Origin of the sequence: Pseudomonas sp. TWR3-1-1, from assembly GCF_049896545.1 — a bacterium.
In the GTDB taxonomy this organism is placed as follows: domain Bacteria; phylum Pseudomonadota; class Gammaproteobacteria; order Pseudomonadales; family Pseudomonadaceae; genus Aquipseudomonas; species Aquipseudomonas weihenstephanensis.
Genome location: NZ_JAFCUO010000005.1, coordinates 73,192 through 94,182 on the forward strand (window position 1 = coordinate 73,192; position 20,991 = coordinate 94,182).

The window sequence follows — 20,991 nt, forward strand, 5'->3', positions numbered from 1 at the left end:
TCATGTTACGCATCGCACTCGCTGTGTTGCTGTGTTTGACCGGTGTTGCGCAAGCGGCGCAAATGGCGGTGGCTGCGTTGCCGGGCGCCAACCTGATTTACAAACCGGTGCAGAGCATTCGCGAACGTCGTTTCAGTGACCTGGTGGAACAGAAAACCGACTTCAGTTGTGGCGCCGCCGCACTGGCGACGATTCTGCGTCAGGCGTACTGGCTGGATGTCGATGAAGACCATGTGATCAAGGGCATGCTGGTCAATGCGAACGAAGAGCTGGTGCGTACCCAAGGTTTTTCGATGCTCGATATGAAGCGCTACATCGAAAGCATCGGCATGCGGGCACGGGGTTATCGCATCCCGGCGCAAAACCTGCAAAACATCAACGTGCCGGTGGTGGTCCTGTTGGACATTCGTGGCTACAAGCACTTTGTGGTGCTGCAACGCACACAAGACAACTGGGTGTACATCGGCGACCCGGTACTGGGTCACAAGCGTTATTCCCAAGACGATTTCGTTAAAGGCTGGAACGGCATTGTGTTTGCCGTGATAGGCCCCGGCTACGACAAAACCAATGCATTACGTGATCCGCCTGTTCCGCTCTCAGCCAAGAACACACTGAACGGGTTCAGCCCGGTCAAAGATGCCGAGCTGCTGGACTTCGGTTTTATCCAAAGCGATTTCTTTTAAGTGCACACACTGACCACGGGGCAGGACGCTTCGGGAGAGGCACATGAATATCAACTATTGGCTGGCAATCAGTTGCGTTGCCGTCTGTTTGCAGGCGCAAGCCGACTCGATGTTTAAACCGATTGAATTAAAGGATCAGGAGTTGGCTGAGTTGCGCGGACGGTTTGTGATGCCCGGACGCATTGTCAGTTTCGGTCTGGTCATGAGCAGCACCTGGACCAACGCTCAGGGCAACAGCATCGGCGCCAGCACCTCCCTGCAATTACAGAGCTCGGTCAAACCGCAGTTCTACGTGACCACCTACTCGACTCAAGGTCAAAGCCGTCCCGGCACGCCCACCGTCGGCACCGGCAGCGTGGTGGGCGGTGCCGGGCTAGGCGCGGGGCAAGGCGTGGTCCAAAGCGTGCGCGCGGCGGGCGACAACAACGGGGCCAACAACACTGTCGATATCAATGTCAGCTATGGCAATCAGGCGCCAGTGCTTAATCAGCAAGGTACATTGCTCACGACCAACGCCCCGGTACAGCTTAACAATGCGGCTGGCAACCTGAATGTTTCAATGAGCGGCGGCGCGGTTCAGTTAGCAATTACCGCCCACAATAACCAAGGCACTACATTGCAGCAGATCGCTCAAGGCGGGGTCTTACAGAACACCACGTTGCTCGGCGGCGGTAATGCGGTGAATAACATGACGCAGTTAAATATGGTGCTGCGTAACAACGCGGTGAATACCGACGGACTTAATTCCAGTATTAACCAACTAAAAGCCCTTCGCGCTGCGGGATATTGAACTAGGCTGAGGCACTACTAAATAGACTTCCCCGGACGGCTTATTTCATGCATCGATCGTTTACCTTTCGCGCCGTTGTATGTATGAGCACTCTGCTTCCCTGCGCGCTGCTACAGGCAGCCCCGCAGGGTGATGTCGAGGCACTAAAGCAAGAATTACTGGAACTGCGTCAACGTTACGACCAGCAACAAAAAGCCCTGGCAGTACTCGAACAGCGGGTACGTCAAGTGGAAGAACAACCTGCAGCCCCAGCCCCGCAACGGCTGGTCAAGTCTCCGGCAGACCTCAAGCGCGGCCAGACCGTGTCTCAAGCCAGCGGCGGCGGTGCGGGCGGCAGCGGCAGTTCTTACGGCCAAGCCCTCAAGGACGACTCGGCGCCAGCGCAGAGCGTGACCAACCTGTACGACGAAGCCAGTGGTTTTTTTGGCGGCGGCAAGTTCAGTGTTGAAACCGGCGTCACCTACTCGCGCTACGACACACGCCAGTTAAACCTCAACGGCTTGCTGCTGCTCGACTCGATCCTGCTCGGCAACATCGACCTGGACCGGATCAAGGCCGACAACTGGACGCTTGATCTCACCGCACGCTACAACCTCGATAATCGTTGGCAGTTCGACATCAACGTGCCGGTGGTCTATCGCGAGTCGACCTTTCAATCGGCGGGCGCCGGTGGCGACGCCACCCAAACCGCCGAAAAAACGGTCACCCGCGACCCGACCCTGGGTGACGTCAACGTCGGCGTGGCCTACAAGTTTCTCGACGAGTCCGCCAACACACCCGACGCGGTATTTTCTGTGCGTGTGAAAGCGCCCACGGGTAAAGACCCCTACGGCATCAAACTGGTTCAGGCGAGCGGCAGTGGCGACAACATTTCCTACCCTGAAAGTTTGCCCACGGGTAATGGCGTGTGGTCCATCACACCCGGCATCTCACTGGTCAAAACCTTCGACCCGGCGGTGCTGTTCGGCTCACTCTCCTACACCTATAACCTGGAGGACTCCTTCAGCGATATCGGCTCCAGGGCCAATCAAACCCAACCGGGCAGCGTAAAGCTGGGTGACAGCTACCAGATCGGCGCCGGTATCGCCTTTGCCCTGAACGAGAAAATGAGCATGTCGTTCTCGGTGTCTGACCTGATCCAAAGCAAAAGTAAAATCAAATACAAGGGTCAGGACTGGCAAACCCTCACCACCAGCGACGCCAACGCGGGGTACTTCAACGTGGGCATGACCATTGCGGCCACCGACAACCTGACCATCGTGCCCAACCTGTCGATCGGCCTGACCGAAGACGCGCCCGACTTCACTTTCAGCCTGAAATTCCCGTACTACTTCTAACCCAACGCCCATGGAAAAGGCCCGCCGTGGGTGAACACGGCGGGCCTTTTCGTTGTGCCCCGCCCTAGCGGATCTGGTGCTTGTGCAACAAACGGTAAAACGTAGGCCGCGACACGCCGAGCACACGTGCGGCCACGCTGAGGTTATTGCTGTGGCGTTGCAATACGTCACACAGTGCCTGGCGTTCGGCCCGGTCTTTGTATTCTTCCAGCGTGCCCATTGCCACGCAGGGCGCTTGGCGCGTTTCAAGGCCCAGGTCAGGCGGTTCAATCTGCCGCCCTTCGGCCAGCACCAAACCGCGCCGAACCCGGTTGGCCAACTCGCGCACGTTACCCGGCCATTGATGATTGCCCATCGCAACCAGCGCCTGGGCGCTGAAGGTGCGCGGGCGGCGGCCGGTTTCAAGGCTGTAGAAGTGTGAAAAGTGATTGGCCAGCATGGCCAGATCACCATGGCGTTCACGTAAAGGCGCGGTTACCACCTGCAATACGTTGAGGCGGTAGTACAAGTCTTCACGAAACCGCCCATTGACAATGGCCGCCTCCAAGTCGACGTGGGTGGCCGCCAACACCCGCACATCCACGGCAATCGGTTGACTGCCACCCACCCGTTCGATGTGTTTTTCCTGCAAAAAACGCAGCAAATTGGCTTGCAACTCCAGCGGCAGGTCGCCAATTTCGTCGAGGAATAACGTACCGCCGTTGGCGGCTTCAATACGGCCGGTCTTGCGTTGATGAGCGCCGGTAAACGCCCCTTTTTCGTGGCCAAACAACTCGGACTGGATCAGGTGTTCAGGGATCGCCCCGCAATTGATCGCAACAAAGGGTTTGTCGTGACGCTGTGACTGACGGTGCAGGGTGCGGGCAACCAACTCCTTGCCGGTGCCGCTTTCGCCGCGGATCAACACCGGGGATTCGGTGGGTGCCAGTTTTCCCAGGAGTTTGCGCAGGTCACGAATGGTACGGCTTTCGCCCAGTAACTCATGACCGGCGCTCGCCACCGCACTTAAACCTTGCCCACGTAATCGGGCCATGCCAAACGCACGCCCCAACGTGACCTGGACCCGTGATACGTCAAAGGGCAAAGTGTGGAAGTCAAAAAACCACTCGCCGACAAAATCGCCCATTTTCTTCAGCTTCAAGACCTCAGGGCTGAGCACGGCAATCCATTCGGTGCCGCTGCGACTGATCATGTCTTTGATGGCTTCTGGGCGCTCCAGGTGAAACGGTTGAAGGCGAAGCAAGCCTACGTCACATGAACGATCAAACACGGCGTCCAGATTACAACTGTCCACATCCCAGCCGATGGTGCGCAGCCCGGGCAGTATCTGATGACAATCATCACAAGGATCAACCACTAACAGACGGCGGGATGAGGACAATTCGAGCATGACTGTTCCTTGGCGCCAAAATAATAAAAGGTTTTTAGAAACAGTAAGTTGTAGAAGCTGTTGGTAACGGTAGTCATTCTTTGACGCGCGCTTGTACCGTTTCTTTATAAGCCTAATATCAAATTGAACTTTACCCACTCAAAGAGCATTAGCCGTCACTCAAAAGAGTGTTTTCGAGCACGCTGAACATTGACCTGAATCATGTTTATGAAAAAAGGTATAAAAAAATCGATTCTGCGTGTGACCTGAGAGGGGGCATCGGTCATCAGTACAAGTAACCAACCGAACGGTATGCCCAGCCGACGGTTAATCACTTGATGGGCCTATTAGAGAGACCACCTTATGAACGCCCCGCTCCGTTTCAACGAAGCACTTTTGATTGCCGGCCACGCCTTTGAGCCTTTCCAATGCGTTGCCTGGGCTGCACAAGATGGCCATGGCGAACTGAGCCTGAGCGTCATTGACCGCACCAATACCCGAATTGTTAGCAAACAGATCCCACGCAGTGCCTGCGCCGACGCCGCCCAACTCGAAAACCTGCTGGCCCAAGCCCGCGCCGAGTTAAGCAATGACGGCTACACGCTGCAACCTTGGGTGATGCCAGCTTAAGACGCAGATCAATACGGCTGTAGCCCCTGACGAGTAGGGCGAGGCTACGTCTGCCCGCGCAGCAGTTGTCACAGCATTCTTTACAGCTGCTGCGCCCCCGGGCGCAGCTTCGTGCCTCGTCAGCGCCTACACGGTTTTGAGTTCGTCGATGTGCCGGTAATCCATGCCCAGACCGGTCGCCATTTGCTTGGCCCGGCCCAGGCGGATCGGCCCGCGCTCTATATCGACAAGTATCCCCGGGCACTCGATCAGCGCCAGTGTTGACCACTCTTTAAGACGACCGTCAGTGAACAGCAACACCTGCTGCTGTTCATTCGCAAAGCGCTTTTGCCGGGTGCTCAGCCAGGACGCTGCCTCAGCCAGCGCCTCCAGTAATGGCGTGCCGCCTCCGGCCCCCAAAGTAGTCAGCCAGTCGTGCAACGCCTTTGAGGCTTTTAGCCCGCTCACGTGCCAGGTCGGCACATTGCCACTGGCGGTCATGACGGCAACCCGCGCACGCTCGCGGTAAGCCTGCTCAAACACCTGGGCCAATAACCCTTTGGCATCGGTCAGCGATTGATGGCGACGGGTTGAAGCCGAAGCATCAACGATCACCAGCCACATGGCCTGCGGCGTACTTCGACGCTGATTAAAGGCCAAATCCCGGCGCGCTCGCGGGCGCCCGCGCAGCAGTGTCTGAACCCAATCAATTGAACCCAATGCACCACTGCGACCGGCACCTTGTTTGCCCGTTTTCAACGTTCCGGCTTGGGGTTTGGCACCCGCCCCCAGCGCTGAAAGGGGGCGAATGCCTAGGGCTTTTTTGGCCAGAGGGGTACTTCTCGACGCGCACCTACCGCCTGTGGCTGGGCTGGCAACTCGCCCCACTGCCCTTGCCCTGCGCTGGAAGTCGAGTTGCCGGTTGTGGTTTGAGGCGGCATCGACGCCGGGGCTGGCGATTGTGTCGCATGCGCACGTCGACGATGGCGCAAGGCAAACTCGGCGACGGCATCTATGTCGTGCTGGGCAATTGCGCTGGCACCGCGCCAGGCCGCATGGGCACGGGCGGCACGCAGCCACACCAGGTCGGCACGCATGCCGTCGACACCTGCGGCGAAGCAACGCTCGGTAATGATTGCCAGCGACTGGTCATCCAGCGCTATCTGGCCGAGCAATGCGCGGGCCTGCTCACACCGTGCGCGCAGGGCATCCTGATGGCTGGCCCAGCGGGTGCAAAAGCCTTGCGGATCAGCATCAAAATCCAGACGCCGACGAATGATTTCGCCGCGCTCGGCCGGTAGCGGCTGCCCGCTCATGACCACATTCAGACCAAAACGGTCGAGCAACTGCGGGCGTAATTCGCCCTCTTCCGGGTTCATGGTGCCAATCAGCACAAAACGCGCCGGGTGACGGTGGGATATGCCATCACGCTCAACCACGTTGGTGCCGCTGGCGGCAACGTCGAGCAACACGTCGACCAGGTGGTCGGCCAGCAAGTTCACTTCATCGACATACAGCACGCCGCCATCGGCCTTGGCCAACACGCCGGGCGAAAACTGCGCCGTGCCTTGACCCAACGCAGCATCCAGGTCGAGGGTTCCGACCAATCGCTCTTCGGTAGCCCCCAACGGCAACGTGACGAACTGACCGCTGGCCAGCACATCTGCCAGGCCGCGGGCCAAGGTCGATTTGGCCATGCCGCGCGGGCCTTCGATCAGCACGCCACCGACCTTGGGATCAATTGCGCTCAGGCACAGCGCCAGTTTCAAATCCTCGGCGCCCACGACTGCGGAGAGTGGAAAGTGCGGGGTGTCAGTCATGTCCAGATTTCCAAGTCAGTCTTCTTCAATGTCGAGCAGCAGGTTTTCCAACGCCTCGCGGTACTCACCCGGCTCACGCCACAATCCACGCTGCTGGGCTTCCAGCAGGCGTTCGGTCATGTCGCGCAGGGCGTGCGGGTTGTGTTGCTGCACGAACTGGCGTGTGTCGCCATCCAGCAAGTAGGCATCAGCAAGCAACGCGTACTGATGATCGTCGATCAAATGCGTGGTGGCATCGAACGCAAACACATTGTCCAGCGTGGCGGCCATTTCAAACGCGCCTTTATAGCCGTGACGCTTAACCCCCTCGATCCACTTGGGGTTGGCGGCACGCGAACGGATCACCCGGTTCAGCTCTTCTTTGAGGGTACGGATTTTAGGCAAATCGGGCTGGCTGTGGTCGCCGTGATAGCTGGCCGCCGATTGACCGCTCAAGCTTTCCACGGCCGCCAGCATGCCACCCTGGAACTGGTAGTAATCATTAGAATCGAGCAGATCATGCTCGCGGTTGTCCTGATTGTGCACCACGGCCTGTACCTGGCTCAGCCGCTGGGCGAACTGGTCACGCGCGGCCGTACCTTCATCGGCACCGCCATACGCATAACCGCCCCAGTTCAGGTACACCTCGGCCAGGTCCTCGCGGCTCTGCCACACGCGCCCATCAATGGCATTTTGCACCCCGGCGCCATAAGCCCCGGGCTTGGCCCCGAATATGCGCCAGCCCGCCTGGCGTGCAGCGGCTTGCGGCGCAATGCCTTCGCGCTCCAATTGCTCGCGCTCGGCACGCACTTTGGCCGCCAGTGGATTCAGTTCATCCGGTTCATCCAACGCCGCCACGGCTTGCACGGCGGCGTCAAACAGGCGAATGAGGTTGGCAAAGGCATCACGAAAGAACCCGGACACCCGCAGCGTCACATCGACACGCGGCCGGTCGAGCAGGCTGACCGGCAGGATTTCAAAGTCATCCACCCGCTGGCTGCCCGTGGCCCACACCGGGCGTACGCCCATCAGTGCCATGGCTTGCGCGATGTCATCACCGCCCGTGCGCATGGTGGCCGTGCCCCACACTGACAGTCCCAACTGACGCAGATGGTCGCCGTGGTCTTGCAAATGGCGTTCGAGGATCAGATTGGCCGATTGAAAACCGATGCGCCACGCAGTGGTGGTAGGCAGGTTGCGCACATCCACCGAAAAGAAATTGCGCCCGGTGGGCAATACATCCAGTCGCCCGCGGCTCGGTGCGCCACTGGGGCCGGCGGGTACAAAGCGTCCCTGCAAGGCATCGAGCAAACCTTGCATTTCGGCCGGGCCGCAGGCATCCAGACGCGGGGCGACCACCTCACGCAAGGCGTCAAAAATGCTCTGCACTTCGCACCATTGCTCGCCGTCAGGCAGGCGCAATTGACCGTCTAACGCCTGCTCGATCAATTGCGCGGCATACAGTTCAAGGCGCTCACGGGTATCACCTGCGGTGCGCCAAAGCGCCTCACTGACCGCCCGCAACACCGCCGGTCGGGGCGCTGTCCACGGTTCGGCCAGGGCGCAATCGAGCGGGTCAAAGCCCAGTTCGAATGCCTTGGCCAGCGCACGCAATACGCTGGACTGCGCCCCACGTCCGTTGCCACGCGGAATGCGTAACAACGCCAATAGCGTGTCGATGCGCAAACGGCCGCTGGGCGATTCGCCGAAGATGTGCAGTCCGTCGCGTATTTGCGACTCTTTGAGGTCGCACAGGTAGGTGTCGAGCCGCGGCAGCCAGATCGCAGCATCGGCATCGCTGTCGAGCTTTTCATCCAGTTGTAATTCGCGGTCGATATGGGTTTCGCGCACCAGCTTCAGAATGTCGCGTTGCAACTCACGCGCGCGCCGCGGGTCCAGCAGTTGGGCTTCGTAATACTCGTCAGCCAACAGCTCCAGATCGCGCAACGGGCCATAGGTTTCAGCACGGGTCAGTGGCGGCATGAGGTGGTCGATGATCACCGCCTGCGTCCGCCGTTTGGCCTGCGCGCCCTCGCCCGGGTCATTCACGATGAACGGGTAGACATTGGGCAGCGGGCCGAGCAGTGCGTCAGGCCAGCAGTGCTCTGAAAGACCGACGCCCTTACCCGGCAACCATTCCAGATTGCCGTGTTTGCCGACGTGGACCACGGCGTGCGCGCCGTAGGTGTGACGCAGCCAAAAGTAGAACGCCAGATACGCGTGCGGCGGCACCAAGTCCGGGTCGTGGTAGACCGCGCTGGCGTCCACTTGGTAGCCACGGGCGGGCTGAATGCCGACAAAGGTCTGGCCAAATCGCAGGCCGGCGATCATCAGCCGCCCACTGCGAAACATTGGATCGTTTTCAGGGCTGCCCCACCGTTCCAGCACGGCGCGCTGATTGGCTTGAGGCAAGGCCCTGAACATGGCGCCGTATTCGTCCAGCCCCATGCTTTGATGGCAAGGTCGCAGGTCAAGGCTGTCCAGGTCATTACTGACGCCGCCAAGCAAGGCGTGAATAAGCGCGGTGCCACTGTCGGGCAGGTCGGCGTCGAGCGGATAACCCTGCGCCTGCAACGCGCGCAATATATTCAACGCGGCGGCCGGGGTGTCCAGCCCTACCCCGTTGCCGATACGACCGTCACGGGTCGGGTAGTTGGCCAGAATCAGGGCAATGCGCTTTTGCGCATTGGGCACCCGTGCCAGCTCAACCCAGCGCCGCGCCAGGTGTGCGACAAAGTCCATGCGCTCCGGTTGCGCGCGGTAGCACACCACATCTGACTGGCTGCGCTCGCTGCGCCAGGCCAGGTCTTTGAAACTGATGGGGCGGCTGATGATGCGCCCGTCCAGTTCCGGCAAGGCTATGTGCATCGCCAGATCACGCGGGCCAAGGCCCTGTTCGCTGGCGCGCCAGCCTGGCTCGTTGTCTTGGGCGCAAATGGCTTGAATCACCGGGATGTTGCGCCGAAATGGCCGCAGGTGCGGCGCTTCGGGGCTTGATTGAGCAAACCCGGTGGTATTGAGAATGACCCCGGTTTCAACCTGATCCAGCAGGTCCTGCACCACCGCCAGACAACCGGGTTCCTTAAGACTGGCCACGGCGATGGGCAACGGATTCAATCCGGCCTGTTGCAGGCGCTGGCAAAACACATCGACAAACGCCGTGTTGGCCGCTTGCAAGTGCGAGCGATAAAACAACAGCGCCGCCACCGGGTAGTCGGGGTGCCAGTCGGCTTGCCAGTCCTTGAGCTGTGGGCTGGAATGCGCCGGGTGATAGATCGCGGTGCGCGGCAATGTTTGCGGCGCGTCCCACGCATAGTCGCGGTCCAGCCATTGCTGGGCCAGGCAGTTATACAGTTGCAGTGCGTTGTGTCGCCCGCCCTGACGCAAAAAATGCCACAAGCGTTCAGCCTGTTCAGGCGCAACCGTGCTCAGCGCGCTGAGTTCCGGGTCGGGGCGATCGTCACCGGGCACCAGGATCAGCGTGACCCCGCGCTCGGCCAACTGCATCAGTTGTTCTATGCCGTAGCGCCAATAGCCAATCCCGCCGTGCAGCGACAGCACAATGACTTTGGCGTGTTGCAGCACCTGATCGACATATAAGTCGACCGAGGCATGATTTTGGACCTGCATCGGGTTGGCCAGACGCAGGCTGGGATAGTCGTGCGGCAACTGCTGGGCCGCTTCGGCCAACAGCGCCAGGCTTGAGTCGCCGCTGCACAGGATCACCAGCTCGGCGGGGGTTTGCCCCAGGTCAGCAATGTTGTCGTCTGATACAAAGCCGCCGGGTTGGGTCCTGAGCAAATGCATGGTTTAAGCGCTCAACGCTGTACGCAGGGACGCTTCGAGCAGGGCGGCGTCCAGGTCCTGGCCAATCAGCACCAGCTTGGTCACACGGCTTTCATCAGCGCCCCAGGCGCGGTCGAAATGCTTGTCAAAACGCGTGCCCACACCCTGGATCAGCAAGCGCATCGGTTTGCCAGGAATCGCAGCAAAACCTTTAACCCGCAAAATGCCGTGCTTGATCACCAGTTGGGTCAGGGCGTCCAGCAGGACTCGCTCTTCGGCTTGCGGCAATTGGATGGAAATGGAGTCGAAGGCATCGTGGTCGTGGTCGTCATGGTCATCGCCATCATGATGATGGTCGTGATGACTGTGGCGGCTGTCGATGTGTTCTTCCGAGCCGTTGCCCAGGCCCAACAGCACGTCCAGCGGCAGGCGACCGCTGCTGGCTTCGATGATTTTCACTGCAGGCGGCAGCTCTTCGGCAACTTCTGCGCGTACCTTGGCCAGGTCCTGCGGGTTGATCAGGTCGGCTTTGTTGAGAATCACCAGATCGGCGCTGGCCAGTTGATCGGCAAACAACTCATGCAACGGTGATTCGTGGTCCAGGTTAGGGTCCAGTTTGCGCTGGGCGTCGACTTGATCCGGGAACGCGGCAAACGTACCGGCCGCAACGGCCGGGCTGTCGACCACGGTAATCACCGCATCAACGGTGCAGGCACTGCGGATTTCTGGCCACTGGAACGCCTGGACCAGCGGTTTTGGCAGTGCCAGACCCGAGGTTTCGATCAGGATGTGATCGATGTCGCCACGGCGTGCCACCAATTCGCGCATCACCGGGAAGAATTCTTCCTGCACGGTGCAGCACAGACAGCCGTTAGCCAGTTCATACACACGGCCGTTGGCTTCTTCTTCGGTGCAACCGATGGTGCACTGCTTGAGGATTTCACCATCAATGCCCAGCTCGCCGAACTCGTTGACGATCACCGCAATGCGTCGACCCTGTGCGTTGTCGAGCATATGACGCAGCAAGGTGGTTTTGCCCGAGCCGAGGAAGCCGGTAACGATCGTGACGGGGATTTTGGCCAGTGTTTTCATCGGATGCCCTTTGGCAAAGCGGCGGGCATACGGGACGACGACCGCAGCCAGTGTGCGGTCGTTTTCGCCACCGGATCACCCCGCCCGGTTGAAGTAAGAAACAGTCACGAGGCAGGTCTCCTGGCTTACGGCTGGGCCTCAGCCAGTGGCTGTGCCCCTCCTTGCGCCTTCCCGCGGATCAGGCAGTGGCGATGCAAGGCAATTGACCGTTTACAGTTGCGGGGGCAGCCGCGGCATACCGCGTTCCCTTCTTAGCTTCGCGTGGCGAAGAACCTCGAACGCGCAAGGCTACGCAGTGCGTTGTGACAGGTCAATGTTAAGCCGCAAGGTGGCGCCTCACACGCGGGGTAATTTAGCCCAAGGGCGCTGTTGCTCAAGCTGCGCGCCCATGCGCAGCAAGACGTCTTCACCCCCCAATGGCGCGGTGAACATCATGCCTATCGGCATGCCGTTGTCACTCATGCCGACCGGCAGAGACAGGGCCGGTTGCCCGCTGACATTGGCCAGCACGGTGAAACTGGCGCTGCCCATCGCGTTGTGGGCGTAACTGTCCCACGGCTGATTGAGGCTCAGCAGGCCCAGTTCGGGCGTCACATTGGCGGTGACCGGGGACAGGATCAGGTCATAGGTCTGAAATTGGTCTTCCATGTAGGCACCAATGGTCTCGAAGGCTTGCCGCGCGCGGTACAGGCCCTCCCCCGTGACTTTTTGAGCGTTGCCCAGCACCACCTGCGTGATGCGTTCAAGGTCTTGGGGGGTGGCGCTGCGGCCCAGGGTTTGTTCGCGGTCGTGCACCAGGGTCAGCAGCGCCTGACCAATGACTGAGCCGTGGGCACCAAACAGTTGCCGTGGGTCGATCTGCAAACGTAATTGCTCAACGTTATGGCCCATTGCCGATAGGCGCTGCGCCGTGTCATCCAGCACCTTGGCGACAGCCGGGTCCAGCGGCGCGCCGGTCAGCGAGTCGCGTACCAGCGCGATACGCAAGCGACCCGGCGCGGCGCGCAACTCCTCGACATACGGGCGCACCAGCGGCTTGGCCCAATAGGGACTGGCGTGTTCATGGCCTTGACCCACGTCCAGAAACAACGCCATGTCCCGCACATTGCGCGTGACCACATTGCCCACGCTGGCCCCGAACCAGCCTTCGTATTTGCCTGGTCCGCTGGGGGTGCGATAGCGGCTGGGTTTGAGCCCCACCAGCCCGCAATACGAGGCCGGAATACGAATCGAGCCGCCGCCATCGGTGGCATGGGCCACCGGCACAATGCCTGCGGCCACTGCCGCGGCGGCGCCCCCTGATGAACCGCCAGCGCTCATCGCCAGGTTCCACGGGTTGCGCGTTTGGCCCCACAGCAAGGACTCGGTGGTGGTGGTCAGGCCAAACTCCGGGCACGTGGTTTTACCAAACGGTACGGCTCCGGCGGCTTGATAACGGGCGATCAGGGTGCTGGTGTGCTCAGCGTCGGGGGCGTCCTTGAACAGGCGGCAACCATTGCTGGTAGGTGTGCCTTTAAGGTACGTGTTGAGGTCCTTGAGCAGTATCGGCACCCCGGCCAGCGCACCCGTCGTAGACGCGCCGCTGGCCTCACGCGCCTTGAGCAGCGCGTGGGCGTATTGATCGTGACGCATGTTGACGGCGTTGACCTTAGGGTTAACGGCATCACAACGGGCCATGGCCGCTGCCAACAAATGCTGCGGGCTGACCTCGCCTTTACGCACCGCCTCGGCCATGTCCCAGGCGTCCATCGCCCCATACTCACTGGGGGTGATTGCCGACGGGCTTGCTGCGTGGGCAAAGCGCCCCAACAGAGCAGCCCCGACGGCCACAGCACCGGCTTTAAGGACATGACGACGGGGCCAACCGGCGCAGGTTAGAGCGTCTTCGACAGGGTTGTGCAAGGGTGTTCTCCAGTCCGGGTTTTATTATTGTGAGAGCGCTTAACGCACAGGCACTGGCGAAGGCTGCGATCGGTTGATCGTCGGCCTAATCAGCCGTGACCATTGCTTGCAGGGTCGTTAAAAAGTGTTCGCCGTACGGGGGCAGCAATCCCCACTCGCGGCGCGGATCGTGCGCCGGGGCTTTGAATACGGTGCGCATGTGGCTGAATTCAAGAAAGCCCTCGCGACCGTGATAGTGACCCATGCCAGAGGCGCCGATCCCGCCAAACGGGGCATCGTGCATGGCGGCATGCATCATCACGTCATTGAGGGTCACGCCCCCCGAGTGGGTGCGTTGTAGCACGTAACGCTGCTCTTGCTCACTCTGGCCAAAGTAGTACAGCGCCAGCGGCCGTTCGCGGCTGTGAATGTCGGCCAGCGCTTGGTCCAACTGCTGATAGGGCAACACCACCAGCGCCGGGCCGAAGATTTCTTCGTGCAGGATCTGGCTGTCGCTGGGCGGATTGACCACGACCTGCAACGGCCGACGGCGCTGCTGCTCATCGGCCGCGAGCGCTTGCGGGAAAGACTCCACGCGTGCACCGCGCTCGCGGGCGTCCTGCACATAGCCTTCGACGCGGTGCAAATGCCGGGCATTGACCACTGCGACCACGTCCGGATTGTCTTCGATGCTCGCAAACAGTTCGCCATAGGCGGTGCCGAGGACGCCGATAAAGTCCTCCAGCAACGCTGCGGGCACATACACCACATCGGGGTTGATGCAAATTTGCCCGCCATTGTTGGCCTTGGCCGCTGCAATGCTGAATGCGGCCTTAGCCAGATCAGCCGTGCGGGAGATGATTACCGGCGATTTACCGCCCAACTCCAGCGTCAACGGCACCAGGTGTTGCGCCGCGTTGCGCATCACTGAACGGCCCACGGCCGAACTCCCGGTAAACACCAGGTGGTCGAACGGTTGTGAGGTGAATGCCTGCGCGAACTCGGCGTCACCGTTAACCACGGCGATTTCCAGCGGGTCGAAATACGCGGCAAAGGCTTGCGCCAATACCTGGGCGGTACGCGGCACCACCTCCGAGGGCTTGAGAATGGCCCGGTTGCCCGCCGCCAGCACACAGGCCAACGGGCTGAGCACGGTAAACAGCGGCGCATTCCAGGTGCCCATAATCCCGACGGTGCCCTTGGGTTGGTGCATGACCCACGCCTTGGCGCCCAGTTGGTCGTAAGGCGCAAATACGTGGCGCGGCTCGTCTTCCATCCAGTGCTGTAGATGGTCGCGCGCGTATTTGAGTGACGCCAGGGAGCCGAGCACATCATTCATCAGCGAAAAACCCTGGGGCCGGCCTCCAAAGTCGGCATCCATCGCTTCAATCAGCGGTTGCTGATAGCGCACCAACAGCTCGATCACTCGCTGCAAGCGTTCACAACGCTGCTCGGCGCTGACATGACCATGGGCAACGAAGGCTTTCTTTTGCGCCGTCAACACTTGTGACAGCTGCGCGGGCGTGGTGTGCGTGGAGGTCATGCGCCAATCCTCTTCAAAGACAATGCGGGCGGTTTTTACTGCCGCTTCGATGGGTCGAACCTAGCCAATAACTGCGCGCAAAACCTCGTCCAATCGGACGATAATCGGCCGTTTCCGTTAGTCCATAGAGACGATGTAACCCGCGTTCAAGGGGCGAATACTGCGAGCACGAAAATTCAATCCATGAGGTTCGTCATGGCAATGCAAAGCAGCTTCGATCCGCAGGCGTTTCGCACCGCGCTCGGCACGTTCACCACCGGAGTGACGATCATCACGACCCAGGCTGAGGACGGTTCGCCCATCGGCATCACCGCCAATAGTTTCAACTCGGTGTCGCTTAACCCACCGCTGGTGCTGTGGAGCCTGGCCAAGACAGCGCGCAGCCTGCCGGTGTTCAGTTCCGGCAAGCACTGGAACGTGCACGTACTGTCAACCGAGCAAGAACCCTTGTCGGGTCGATTCGCCATGCAGGGCGAGAACAAGTTCGCCGAAATCCAGCTCGACAACGGCATCAGCGAAGCGCCGCTGTTGCAAGACTGCACGGCTCGCTTTCAATGCCGCACCGCCTTTCAATACGAGGGCGGCGACCATGTGATTTTTGTCGGAGAAGTACTGGCCTTCGATCACAGCGACCGTGCGCCGCTGGCGTTTCAAAGCGGTCAATATGCGCTGGCAACCCGCAAACCGCGCAGTGAACTGCGCCTGGCGACCACTCCGCCGCCGCCAGAATGCAGCTACACCGAGGACCTGCTCGGCTACTTGCTAGGGCGGGCACACTACCAACTGCTGGATGCCTTGCACCGTTTGCTGAGCAATCAGCAATTGGACGAGCACGCGTTTTTCATCCTGTCCGTGTTGTGCATTCGCGACAACCTGACGCTGCATGACATCAATACGTTCGTCAGCTACACCGGGCATGTGGTCACGCTCGCCAGCATGCGCTTTCTGGAAAAGCAACATATGGTCGCGGTGGAAGGCAGCAGCCAGTCACCGCGTTACGTGTTGACCGCCACCGGACGAGAAGCGTCCGTGCAACAGTTGGCATTGGCCAAGGCGGTAGAGCAAAACCTTGCAGCCAAACTCGGGCCGGGCGATGCACAGGCCCTTAAAGTGCTGCTCAAACGGTTGATTGCGGCCAGCGATCCAGGCTTGCCCGACCTGTGGGCGCCGCGCTAAGGCTTGAGCATGATGCAAAGGCCATCCAACCCTTAAAAGGAGTCTTATGAACATTCTTCAACGCTTCAGCCTGACGGGCAGCGTGGCCGTGGTTACGGGCGCCGGGCGTGGCATTGGCCGGGCGATTGCCTTGGCTTACGCACAAGCAGGCGCCGATGTGGTGCTGGCTGCACGCACCCTGAGCGACGTAGAACGCGTGGCGCAAGAGATACGCACGCTGGGCTGCCGCGCACTGGCCGTGAGCTGCGACGTGAATGACGCAGAACAGCGAATCGCCCTTATTACCCAGGCTCGCGAACACATGGGCCGCATCACTCATTTGGTCAACAACGCCGGTGGCGCAGGGCCTAACGATCCATTGACGCTAAGCGTTGAGCGCTTTGAAGACATCATGCGTTTCAATGTGTCCTCGGCGTATCACCTGTGCCAGCTGTGCGTGCCGCACATGCGCGATGCAGGCAGCGGCAACATCATCAACATCACCTCAGGCGCGGCACGTTACGCACAAACGCAGTTCAGTGCCTATGGCACCGCCAAGGCTGCGTTGAGCCACATGACCCGCTTGCTCGCGCAGGATTTTGCGCCATTGGTGCGGGTGAACGCGATTGCTCCGGGGCCGATCCTCACCGATGCGCTGAACGGTGTACTGCCAGAACCCATGCGCGAGGGCATGGTGCGGGCCACACCGTTGCAAAGCCTGGGTGAACCCGAAGACATCAGTGCCGCAGCGCTGTACCTCGCCTCCCCGGCCTCACGCTGGGTGAGCGGCAAAATCATCGAAGTGGACGGCGGCGCTGAATCGAGTGTGTGGCCGGGCTGAGCGTGGCGACACCTTCACCCATCGCCTGCGACAGCGGCTACGGCCCGTGTGATTAACCCGTTATGAGCAGAGAGAGATTCATGGACGCCACATTGATTGAAGCCCTGGGCGATGAGTTGTTTCACGCCCTGCGCGAGCGCCGTAGCGTGCCCCCCCTGACGCAGCGTTACCCGAACCTCACACTTGAAACGGCCTATCAGATTTCCCTGCGGTTCTTGCAACGCCGCGAGGCCTTGGGCGAGCAAGTAGTCGGCAAAAAAATCGGCGTCACCAGCCGCGCGGTGCAAGACATGCTCGATGTGCATCAGCCCGACTTCGGCTTTTTGACCCACCGCATGCACGTCGCCAATGACAGCGAGGTGAGCTTTCACAGCCACCATCTGGTGCAACCCCGGGCGGAAGGCGAGATCGCGTTTATCCTCGGCGAAGACCTGAACGGCCCCGGCATCACTGCCCAAGACGTGATGGCTGCCACGCAATGGGTTGCGCCGTGTTTTGAGATCGTCGACTCGCGCATTGTTGACTGGAAGATCCGCATTCAGGACACGGTGGCCGATAACGCCTCTTGCGGCGTATTTGCTTTGGGCGATGAGCGCATCAATCCGCGAGAGCTGGACTTGGCCAAGGTCGAGCTTAACCTGCTCAAAAATGGCCTGCCCGCCGGTCAGGGTTTGGGTTCTGCGGTACAGGGCCACCCGTGCGCAGCCGTGGCTTGGCTGGCGAATACGCTGGGTAAATTCGACATCCCGTTTCGCAAAGGCGAAATCATCCTTTCCGGTGCCTTGGCCCCGCTGGTGCCGGTGCAGCCTGGCGACCACGTCAGCCTGAGCCTCAGCGGCCTGGGCAGCGCCCGCCTGCGTTTTGTGTCCTGAACCTGTGATCGAGACCTTGATGATGACTAAAAAAATCAAATGTGCCCTCATCGGGCCGGGCAATATCGGCACCGACCTGCTCTACAAATTATTGCGCAGCGAGGTGCTGGAGCCGGTATGGATGGTGGGCATCGACGCCACCTCCGAGGGCCTTGTGCGGGCACGAGCGATGGGCCTGAAAACCACCAGCGACGGGGTCGACGGGCTGCTTGCGCACGTACTGGAAGACAACATCCAGATCGCATTCGACGCAACTTCGGCCTATGCCCACGCGCAAAACAGCCACACGCTCAATGCCCTCGGCGTGCTGATGATTGATCTGACCCCAGCGGCCATCGGACCGTACTGCGTACCGCCGGTGAACCTCAAGTCCGGCCTCATGCGCGGGGCGATGAACGTCAACATGGTGACGTGTGGCGGGCAGGCCACGATTCCGTTGGTGGCGGCTGTCTCAAGTGTGCAGCCGGTGGCCTATGCCGAAATTATCGCCACGGCAGCGTCGAAGTCCGTCGGCCCTGGCACGCGCAAAAACATCGATGAGTTCACCCGCACCACCGCCAGTGCCATCGAACAGGTGGGCGGCGCAAAAAAAGGCAAAGCCATCATCATCGTCAACCCGGCCGAGCCGCCGTTGATCATGCGCGACACCGTGCACTGCCTGACTGAAACCGAGCCAGATCAGGCCGCCATCCGCCTGGCCATTGCCAACATGATCGAACAGGTTCAGCGCTACGTGCCGGGCTACAAACTGGTTAACGGTCCGGTATTTGACGGCAACCGGGTCTCGATTTTCATGGAGGTCGAGGGCCTGGGCGACTACCTGCCCACGTACGCTGGCAACCTCGACATCATGACCGCCGCGGCGGCCCGTACCGCTGAAATGTTCGCCGAGGAAATCCTCAACGGCGAACGGCAACTCAGCGCCAGCGCCTCACAACCTGCCCTCGTTTAAGGAGTCGACCATGGACCTACGCGGTAAAAGAATCACCGTGCACGACATGTGCCTGCGCGACGGCATGCACCCCAAACGTCACCAGATCAGCCTGCAACAAATGCAGGACATTGCCTGCGGCCTTGATACCGCGGGCGTGCCCTTGATTGAAGTCACGCACGGCGATGGTTTGGGAGGCAGTTCGGTGAACTACGGCTTCCCGGCACACACCGATGAACAGTACCTGTCAGCCGTGATCCCGCTGATGACGCAGGCCAAAGTGTCCGCGCTGCTGTTACCGGGAATTGGTACGGTGGACCACCTGCAAATGGCCTTTGAGCTGGGGGTCCACACGATCCGGGTGGCCACCCACTGCACAGAGGCAGATGTCTCACAGCAGCACATTGAATACGCCCGAACCCTGGGCATGGACACTGTGGGTTTCTTGATGATGGCGCACATGAACAGTGCCGAAGGGCTGGTCAAGCAAGGCAAACTGATGGAAAGCTACGGCGCCAATTGCGTTTACCTCACCGATTCTGCGGGTTACATGCTGCCCCACGACATTCAGGCACGCGTGAGTGCACTGCGCGCGGCGCTGCACCCGGACACGGAGATCGGTTTTCACGGCCATCACAATTTGTCGATGGGCGTGTCCAACTCCATTGCGGCTATTGCAGCAGGTGCGACACGCATCGATGCAGCCGCTGCGGGGTTGGGCGCAGGGGCTGGCAATACGCCGATGGAGATCCTGATCGCCGTGTGTGAGCGCATGGGCATCGAAACCGGAGTCAGTGTGTTTGGTATTCAGGACGTAGCCGAAGATCTGGTGGTGCCTATCATGGACTTCCCGATCCGCAGCGACCGCGATGCCCTGACGATGGGTTATGCCGGGGTTTACGGTTCGTTCTTGCTGTTTGCCAAGCGTGCCGAACAGAAATACGGCGTGCCCGCGCGCGAGATCCTGGTGGAGATGGGCCGTCGCGGCATGGTCGGCGGTCAGGAAGACATGATCGAAGACACCGCCATGACCCTGGCGCGGCAACGCGCCTGATCCAGTTCATACCAAAGACGCAGGTGCCAGTGCGCCAGCGCCTTTGGCGTGTTAGCGAACAAAACACTCGGCCTTAGGCTGGGCGGCGTGCGGCATACGCATCGATCAATGTGCGTGTCAGCTCATAAGAGGACAGCTCGGCAGTACGCCCCGGGCTTAACGTAAAGCCCTGGCCCGCCCACAGGTTAATGAAGTCGCCTGAACCGTGGGGTTCGGTTTTGGCTTTGAGCGCCAACAACACCCCGCCGGCCAACGGAAAGGCCGGCGCCTGAGGGTTGATCGGGCCCAGTTCGCGCATCACCCTATTGACGATCCCGCGCGCCGGGCGCCCGGTAAACAGATTGGTCAGCGCCGTTTGGCTGCCACTGGCTTCGCGCAGGGCGCGGCGATGCGGTTGCGTCAACTTGGCCTGCGGGCAAAACAGATACGCCGTACCGATTTGTACGGCACTGGCGCCTAACGCAAACGCGGCTGCGATGCCCCTGGCATCTGCAATCCCGCCTGCGGCAATGACAGGCACACCCACCGCGTCAACGATCTGCGGCACCAAGGCGAACGTACCGATTTGTGTGCTCAGCTCATCACTCAAGAACATCGCCCGGTGGCCACCGGCTTCGTAGCCCATCGCAATAATTGCGTCGCAGCCGTGGCGCTCCAACCATATCGCCTCCTGCACCGTGGTGGCCGAACTCAGCACTTTTGCCCCACAGGCTTTAACCCGTGCCAAGAGCTGCGGGGCCGGTAAACCGAAATGAAAACTCACCACTTGCGGGCGTAACTCTTCGACCAGCGCGCACGTCGCCTCGTCAAACGGTGCACGGCTTGACACGGGAGTAGGCGCATCATAATCGACACCCAATTCTTGGTAGTACGCCTTGAACAGCGACTTCCACTGCTGGGCACGACCTTCATCGTGGGCGGGTGACGGGTGGCAAAAGAAGTTGAGGTTCAGGGGTTGATCGCACGCCTCACGAAAAGCTGCAACCTCGGCACGAATCGAGTCCAACGTCAGCGTGGCACACGCCAGAGACCCCAGCCCACCTGCCTGCGCCACGCCGATCATGAGGTCGGCGCCCGCCCCCAACATCGGTGCTTGAATGATCGGCGCGCTAATACCTGCCAATTCAATAAAGCGTGAATCCGGCCAACCGTTCATGCGGGTATCTCCAGAGTCGATCATCAGAAAAAAGTGAATTGAAGCGCGCCAAGGGACTTGAGTGGTTCAAACCCGGGGTGCCTGCCACCCCGG

At 60.4% G+C, this 20,991-nt stretch carries 17 protein-coding genes and 1 riboswitch; of the genes, 9 read left to right on the top strand and 8 right to left on the bottom strand.

Going from position 1 to position 20,991, the window contains the following annotated elements:
* The first annotated feature begins 2 nt into the window (after positions 1 to 2).
* Genes ACP7A4_RS13010 through ACP7A4_RS13020 form a run of 3 tightly spaced genes read left to right on the top strand, consistent with a single transcriptional unit; the run spans position 3 to position 2,810 of the window.
* Positions 3 to 683: a C39 family peptidase gene (locus ACP7A4_RS13010; RefSeq protein WP_059763266.1), complete on the top strand. Its 681-nt coding sequence runs from the start codon at positions 3 to 5 to the stop codon at positions 681 to 683.
* Positions 684 to 726: 43 nt separating this feature from the next.
* Complete coding sequence (locus tag ACP7A4_RS13015; protein WP_426247230.1) at positions 727 to 1,473, top strand: hypothetical protein; 747 nt, start codon at positions 727 to 729, stop codon at positions 1,471 to 1,473.
* Between the two features lie 47 nt (positions 1,474 to 1,520).
* Positions 1,521 to 2,810, top strand: coding sequence for a hypothetical protein (locus ACP7A4_RS13020; protein ID WP_203302579.1), 1,290 nt, complete (start codon positions 1,521 to 1,523; stop codon positions 2,808 to 2,810).
* Positions 2,811 to 2,874: 64 nt separating this feature from the next.
* On the opposite strand, the gene ACP7A4_RS13025 is transcribed toward ACP7A4_RS13020, so the two are convergent.
* Positions 2,875 to 4,200, bottom strand: a complete 1,326-nt coding sequence (locus tag ACP7A4_RS13025; RefSeq protein WP_059763269.1) for a sigma-54 dependent transcriptional regulator — start codon at positions 4,198 to 4,200, stop codon at positions 2,875 to 2,877.
* Between the two features lie 342 nt (positions 4,201 to 4,542).
* Here ACP7A4_RS13025 and ACP7A4_RS13030 point away from each other — a divergent pair, with 342 nt between their 5' ends.
* Complete coding sequence (locus ACP7A4_RS13030) at positions 4,543 to 4,809, top strand: hypothetical protein (RefSeq protein WP_203302577.1); 267 nt, start codon at positions 4,543 to 4,545, stop codon at positions 4,807 to 4,809.
* Between the two features lie 126 nt (positions 4,810 to 4,935).
* Here the strand turns inward: ACP7A4_RS13030 and ACP7A4_RS13035 are convergent, their stop codons facing one another.
* The 6 genes from ACP7A4_RS13035 to ACP7A4_RS13060 all read right to left on the bottom strand — a co-directional run bounded on the left by ACP7A4_RS13035 (position 4,936) and on the right by ACP7A4_RS13060 (position 14,889).
* Positions 4,936 to 5,676, bottom strand: coding sequence for a vWA domain-containing protein (locus ACP7A4_RS13035; RefSeq protein WP_426247233.1), 741 nt, complete (start codon positions 5,674 to 5,676; stop codon positions 4,936 to 4,938).
* The gene (locus ACP7A4_RS13040; protein ID WP_426247235.1) at positions 5,601 to 6,608 is read right to left on the bottom strand and encodes an ATP-binding protein; all 1,008 of its coding nucleotides are present in this window, start codon (positions 6,606 to 6,608) and stop codon (positions 5,601 to 5,603) included. The genes ACP7A4_RS13035 and ACP7A4_RS13040 overlap by 76 nt, the downstream gene beginning before the upstream one ends.
* Before the next feature lie 15 nt (positions 6,609 to 6,623).
* Positions 6,624 to 10,394: a cobaltochelatase subunit CobN gene (gene cobN, locus ACP7A4_RS13045; RefSeq protein ID WP_426247237.1), complete on the bottom strand. Its 3,771-nt coding sequence runs from the start codon at positions 10,392 to 10,394 to the stop codon at positions 6,624 to 6,626.
* A 3-nt stretch (positions 10,395 to 10,397) separates the two neighbouring features.
* Positions 10,398 to 11,465 (bottom strand): cobalamin biosynthesis protein CobW, encoded by a 1,068-nt coding sequence (cobW, locus tag ACP7A4_RS13050; RefSeq protein WP_048364963.1) that lies wholly within the window; start codon positions 11,463 to 11,465, stop codon positions 10,398 to 10,400.
* Between the two features lie 93 nt (positions 11,466 to 11,558).
* A riboswitch (cobalamin riboswitch) is annotated at positions 11,559 to 11,757 on the bottom strand.
* A 44-nt stretch (positions 11,758 to 11,801) separates the two neighbouring features.
* Positions 11,802 to 13,367, bottom strand: a complete 1,566-nt coding sequence (locus ACP7A4_RS13055) for an amidase (RefSeq protein WP_426247239.1) — start codon at positions 13,365 to 13,367, stop codon at positions 11,802 to 11,804.
* 85 nt (positions 13,368 to 13,452) lie between these two features.
* Complete coding sequence (locus ACP7A4_RS13060; protein WP_426247241.1) at positions 13,453 to 14,889, bottom strand: coniferyl aldehyde dehydrogenase; 1,437 nt, start codon at positions 14,887 to 14,889, stop codon at positions 13,453 to 13,455.
* Between the two features lie 195 nt (positions 14,890 to 15,084).
* Between ACP7A4_RS13060 and ACP7A4_RS13065 the strand changes: the two genes are divergently transcribed.
* The 5 genes from ACP7A4_RS13065 (at position 15,085) to dmpG (ending at position 19,742) form a co-directional block, all read left to right on the top strand.
* Positions 15,085 to 16,065, top strand: coding sequence for a flavin reductase (locus tag ACP7A4_RS13065; protein WP_426247243.1), 981 nt, complete (start codon positions 15,085 to 15,087; stop codon positions 16,063 to 16,065).
* 46 nt (positions 16,066 to 16,111) lie between these two features.
* Positions 16,112 to 16,885 (top strand): glucose 1-dehydrogenase, encoded by a 774-nt coding sequence (locus ACP7A4_RS13070; protein ID WP_426247245.1) that lies wholly within the window; start codon positions 16,112 to 16,114, stop codon positions 16,883 to 16,885.
* 80 nt (positions 16,886 to 16,965) lie between these two features.
* Positions 16,966 to 17,757, top strand: a complete 792-nt coding sequence (locus ACP7A4_RS13075) for a fumarylacetoacetate hydrolase family protein (RefSeq protein WP_203302571.1) — start codon at positions 16,966 to 16,968, stop codon at positions 17,755 to 17,757.
* 22 nt (positions 17,758 to 17,779) lie between these two features.
* Positions 17,780 to 18,709, top strand: a complete 930-nt coding sequence (locus tag ACP7A4_RS13080; RefSeq protein ID WP_426247533.1) for an acetaldehyde dehydrogenase (acetylating) — start codon at positions 17,780 to 17,782, stop codon at positions 18,707 to 18,709.
* Between the two features lie 10 nt (positions 18,710 to 18,719).
* Positions 18,720 to 19,742 carry a 4-hydroxy-2-oxovalerate aldolase gene (dmpG, locus tag ACP7A4_RS13085; RefSeq protein WP_059763280.1) on the top strand — a complete coding sequence of 341 codons (1,023 nt, stop codon included), beginning with the start codon at positions 18,720 to 18,722 and terminating at the stop codon, positions 19,740 to 19,742.
* Positions 19,743 to 19,815: 73 nt separating this feature from the next.
* Here dmpG and ACP7A4_RS13090 read toward each other — a convergent pair whose 3' ends face one another.
* Entirely contained in the window at positions 19,816 to 20,898 is a 1,083-nt protein-coding gene (locus ACP7A4_RS13090) for an NAD(P)H-dependent flavin oxidoreductase (protein ID WP_059763281.1), read from the bottom strand.
* Positions 20,899 to 20,991 lie beyond the last annotated feature (93 nt).

Excerpts from the sequence above, each read along its gene's own strand:
- ACP7A4_RS13010 (WP_059763266.1), top strand. The coding sequence starts at position 3 with ATGTTACGCATCGCACTCGCTGTGTTGCTGTGTTTGACCGGTGTTGCG.
- ACP7A4_RS13015 (WP_426247230.1), top strand. The coding sequence starts at position 727 with ATGAATATCAACTATTGGCTGGCAATCAGTTGCGTTGCCGTCTGTTTG.
- ACP7A4_RS13020 (WP_203302579.1), top strand. The coding sequence starts at position 1,521 with ATGCATCGATCGTTTACCTTTCGCGCCGTTGTATGTATGAGCACTCTG.
- ACP7A4_RS13025 (WP_059763269.1), bottom strand. The coding sequence starts at position 4,200 with ATGCTCGAATTGTCCTCATCCCGCCGTCTGTTAGTGGTTGATCCTTGT.
- ACP7A4_RS13030 (WP_203302577.1), top strand. The coding sequence starts at position 4,543 with ATGAACGCCCCGCTCCGTTTCAACGAAGCACTTTTGATTGCCGGCCAC.
- ACP7A4_RS13040 (WP_426247235.1), bottom strand. The coding sequence starts at position 6,608 with ATGACTGACACCCCGCACTTTCCACTCTCCGCAGTCGTGGGCGCCGAG.
- cobN (WP_426247237.1), bottom strand. The coding sequence starts at position 10,394 with ATGCATTTGCTCAGGACCCAACCCGGCGGCTTTGTATCAGACGACAAC.
- cobW (WP_048364963.1), bottom strand. The coding sequence starts at position 11,465 with ATGAAAACACTGGCCAAAATCCCCGTCACGATCGTTACCGGCTTCCTC.
- ACP7A4_RS13060 (WP_426247241.1), bottom strand. The coding sequence starts at position 14,889 with ATGACCTCCACGCACACCACGCCCGCGCAGCTGTCACAAGTGTTGACG.
- ACP7A4_RS13065 (WP_426247243.1), top strand. The coding sequence starts at position 15,085 with ATGGCAATGCAAAGCAGCTTCGATCCGCAGGCGTTTCGCACCGCGCTC.
- ACP7A4_RS13070 (WP_426247245.1), top strand. The coding sequence starts at position 16,112 with ATGAACATTCTTCAACGCTTCAGCCTGACGGGCAGCGTGGCCGTGGTT.
- ACP7A4_RS13075 (WP_203302571.1), top strand. The coding sequence starts at position 16,966 with ATGGACGCCACATTGATTGAAGCCCTGGGCGATGAGTTGTTTCACGCC.
- ACP7A4_RS13080 (WP_426247533.1), top strand. The coding sequence starts at position 17,780 with ATGACTAAAAAAATCAAATGTGCCCTCATCGGGCCGGGCAATATCGGC.
- dmpG (WP_059763280.1), top strand. The coding sequence starts at position 18,720 with ATGGACCTACGCGGTAAAAGAATCACCGTGCACGACATGTGCCTGCGC.
- ACP7A4_RS13090 (WP_059763281.1), bottom strand. The coding sequence starts at position 20,898 with ATGAACGGTTGGCCGGATTCACGCTTTATTGAATTGGCAGGTATTAGC.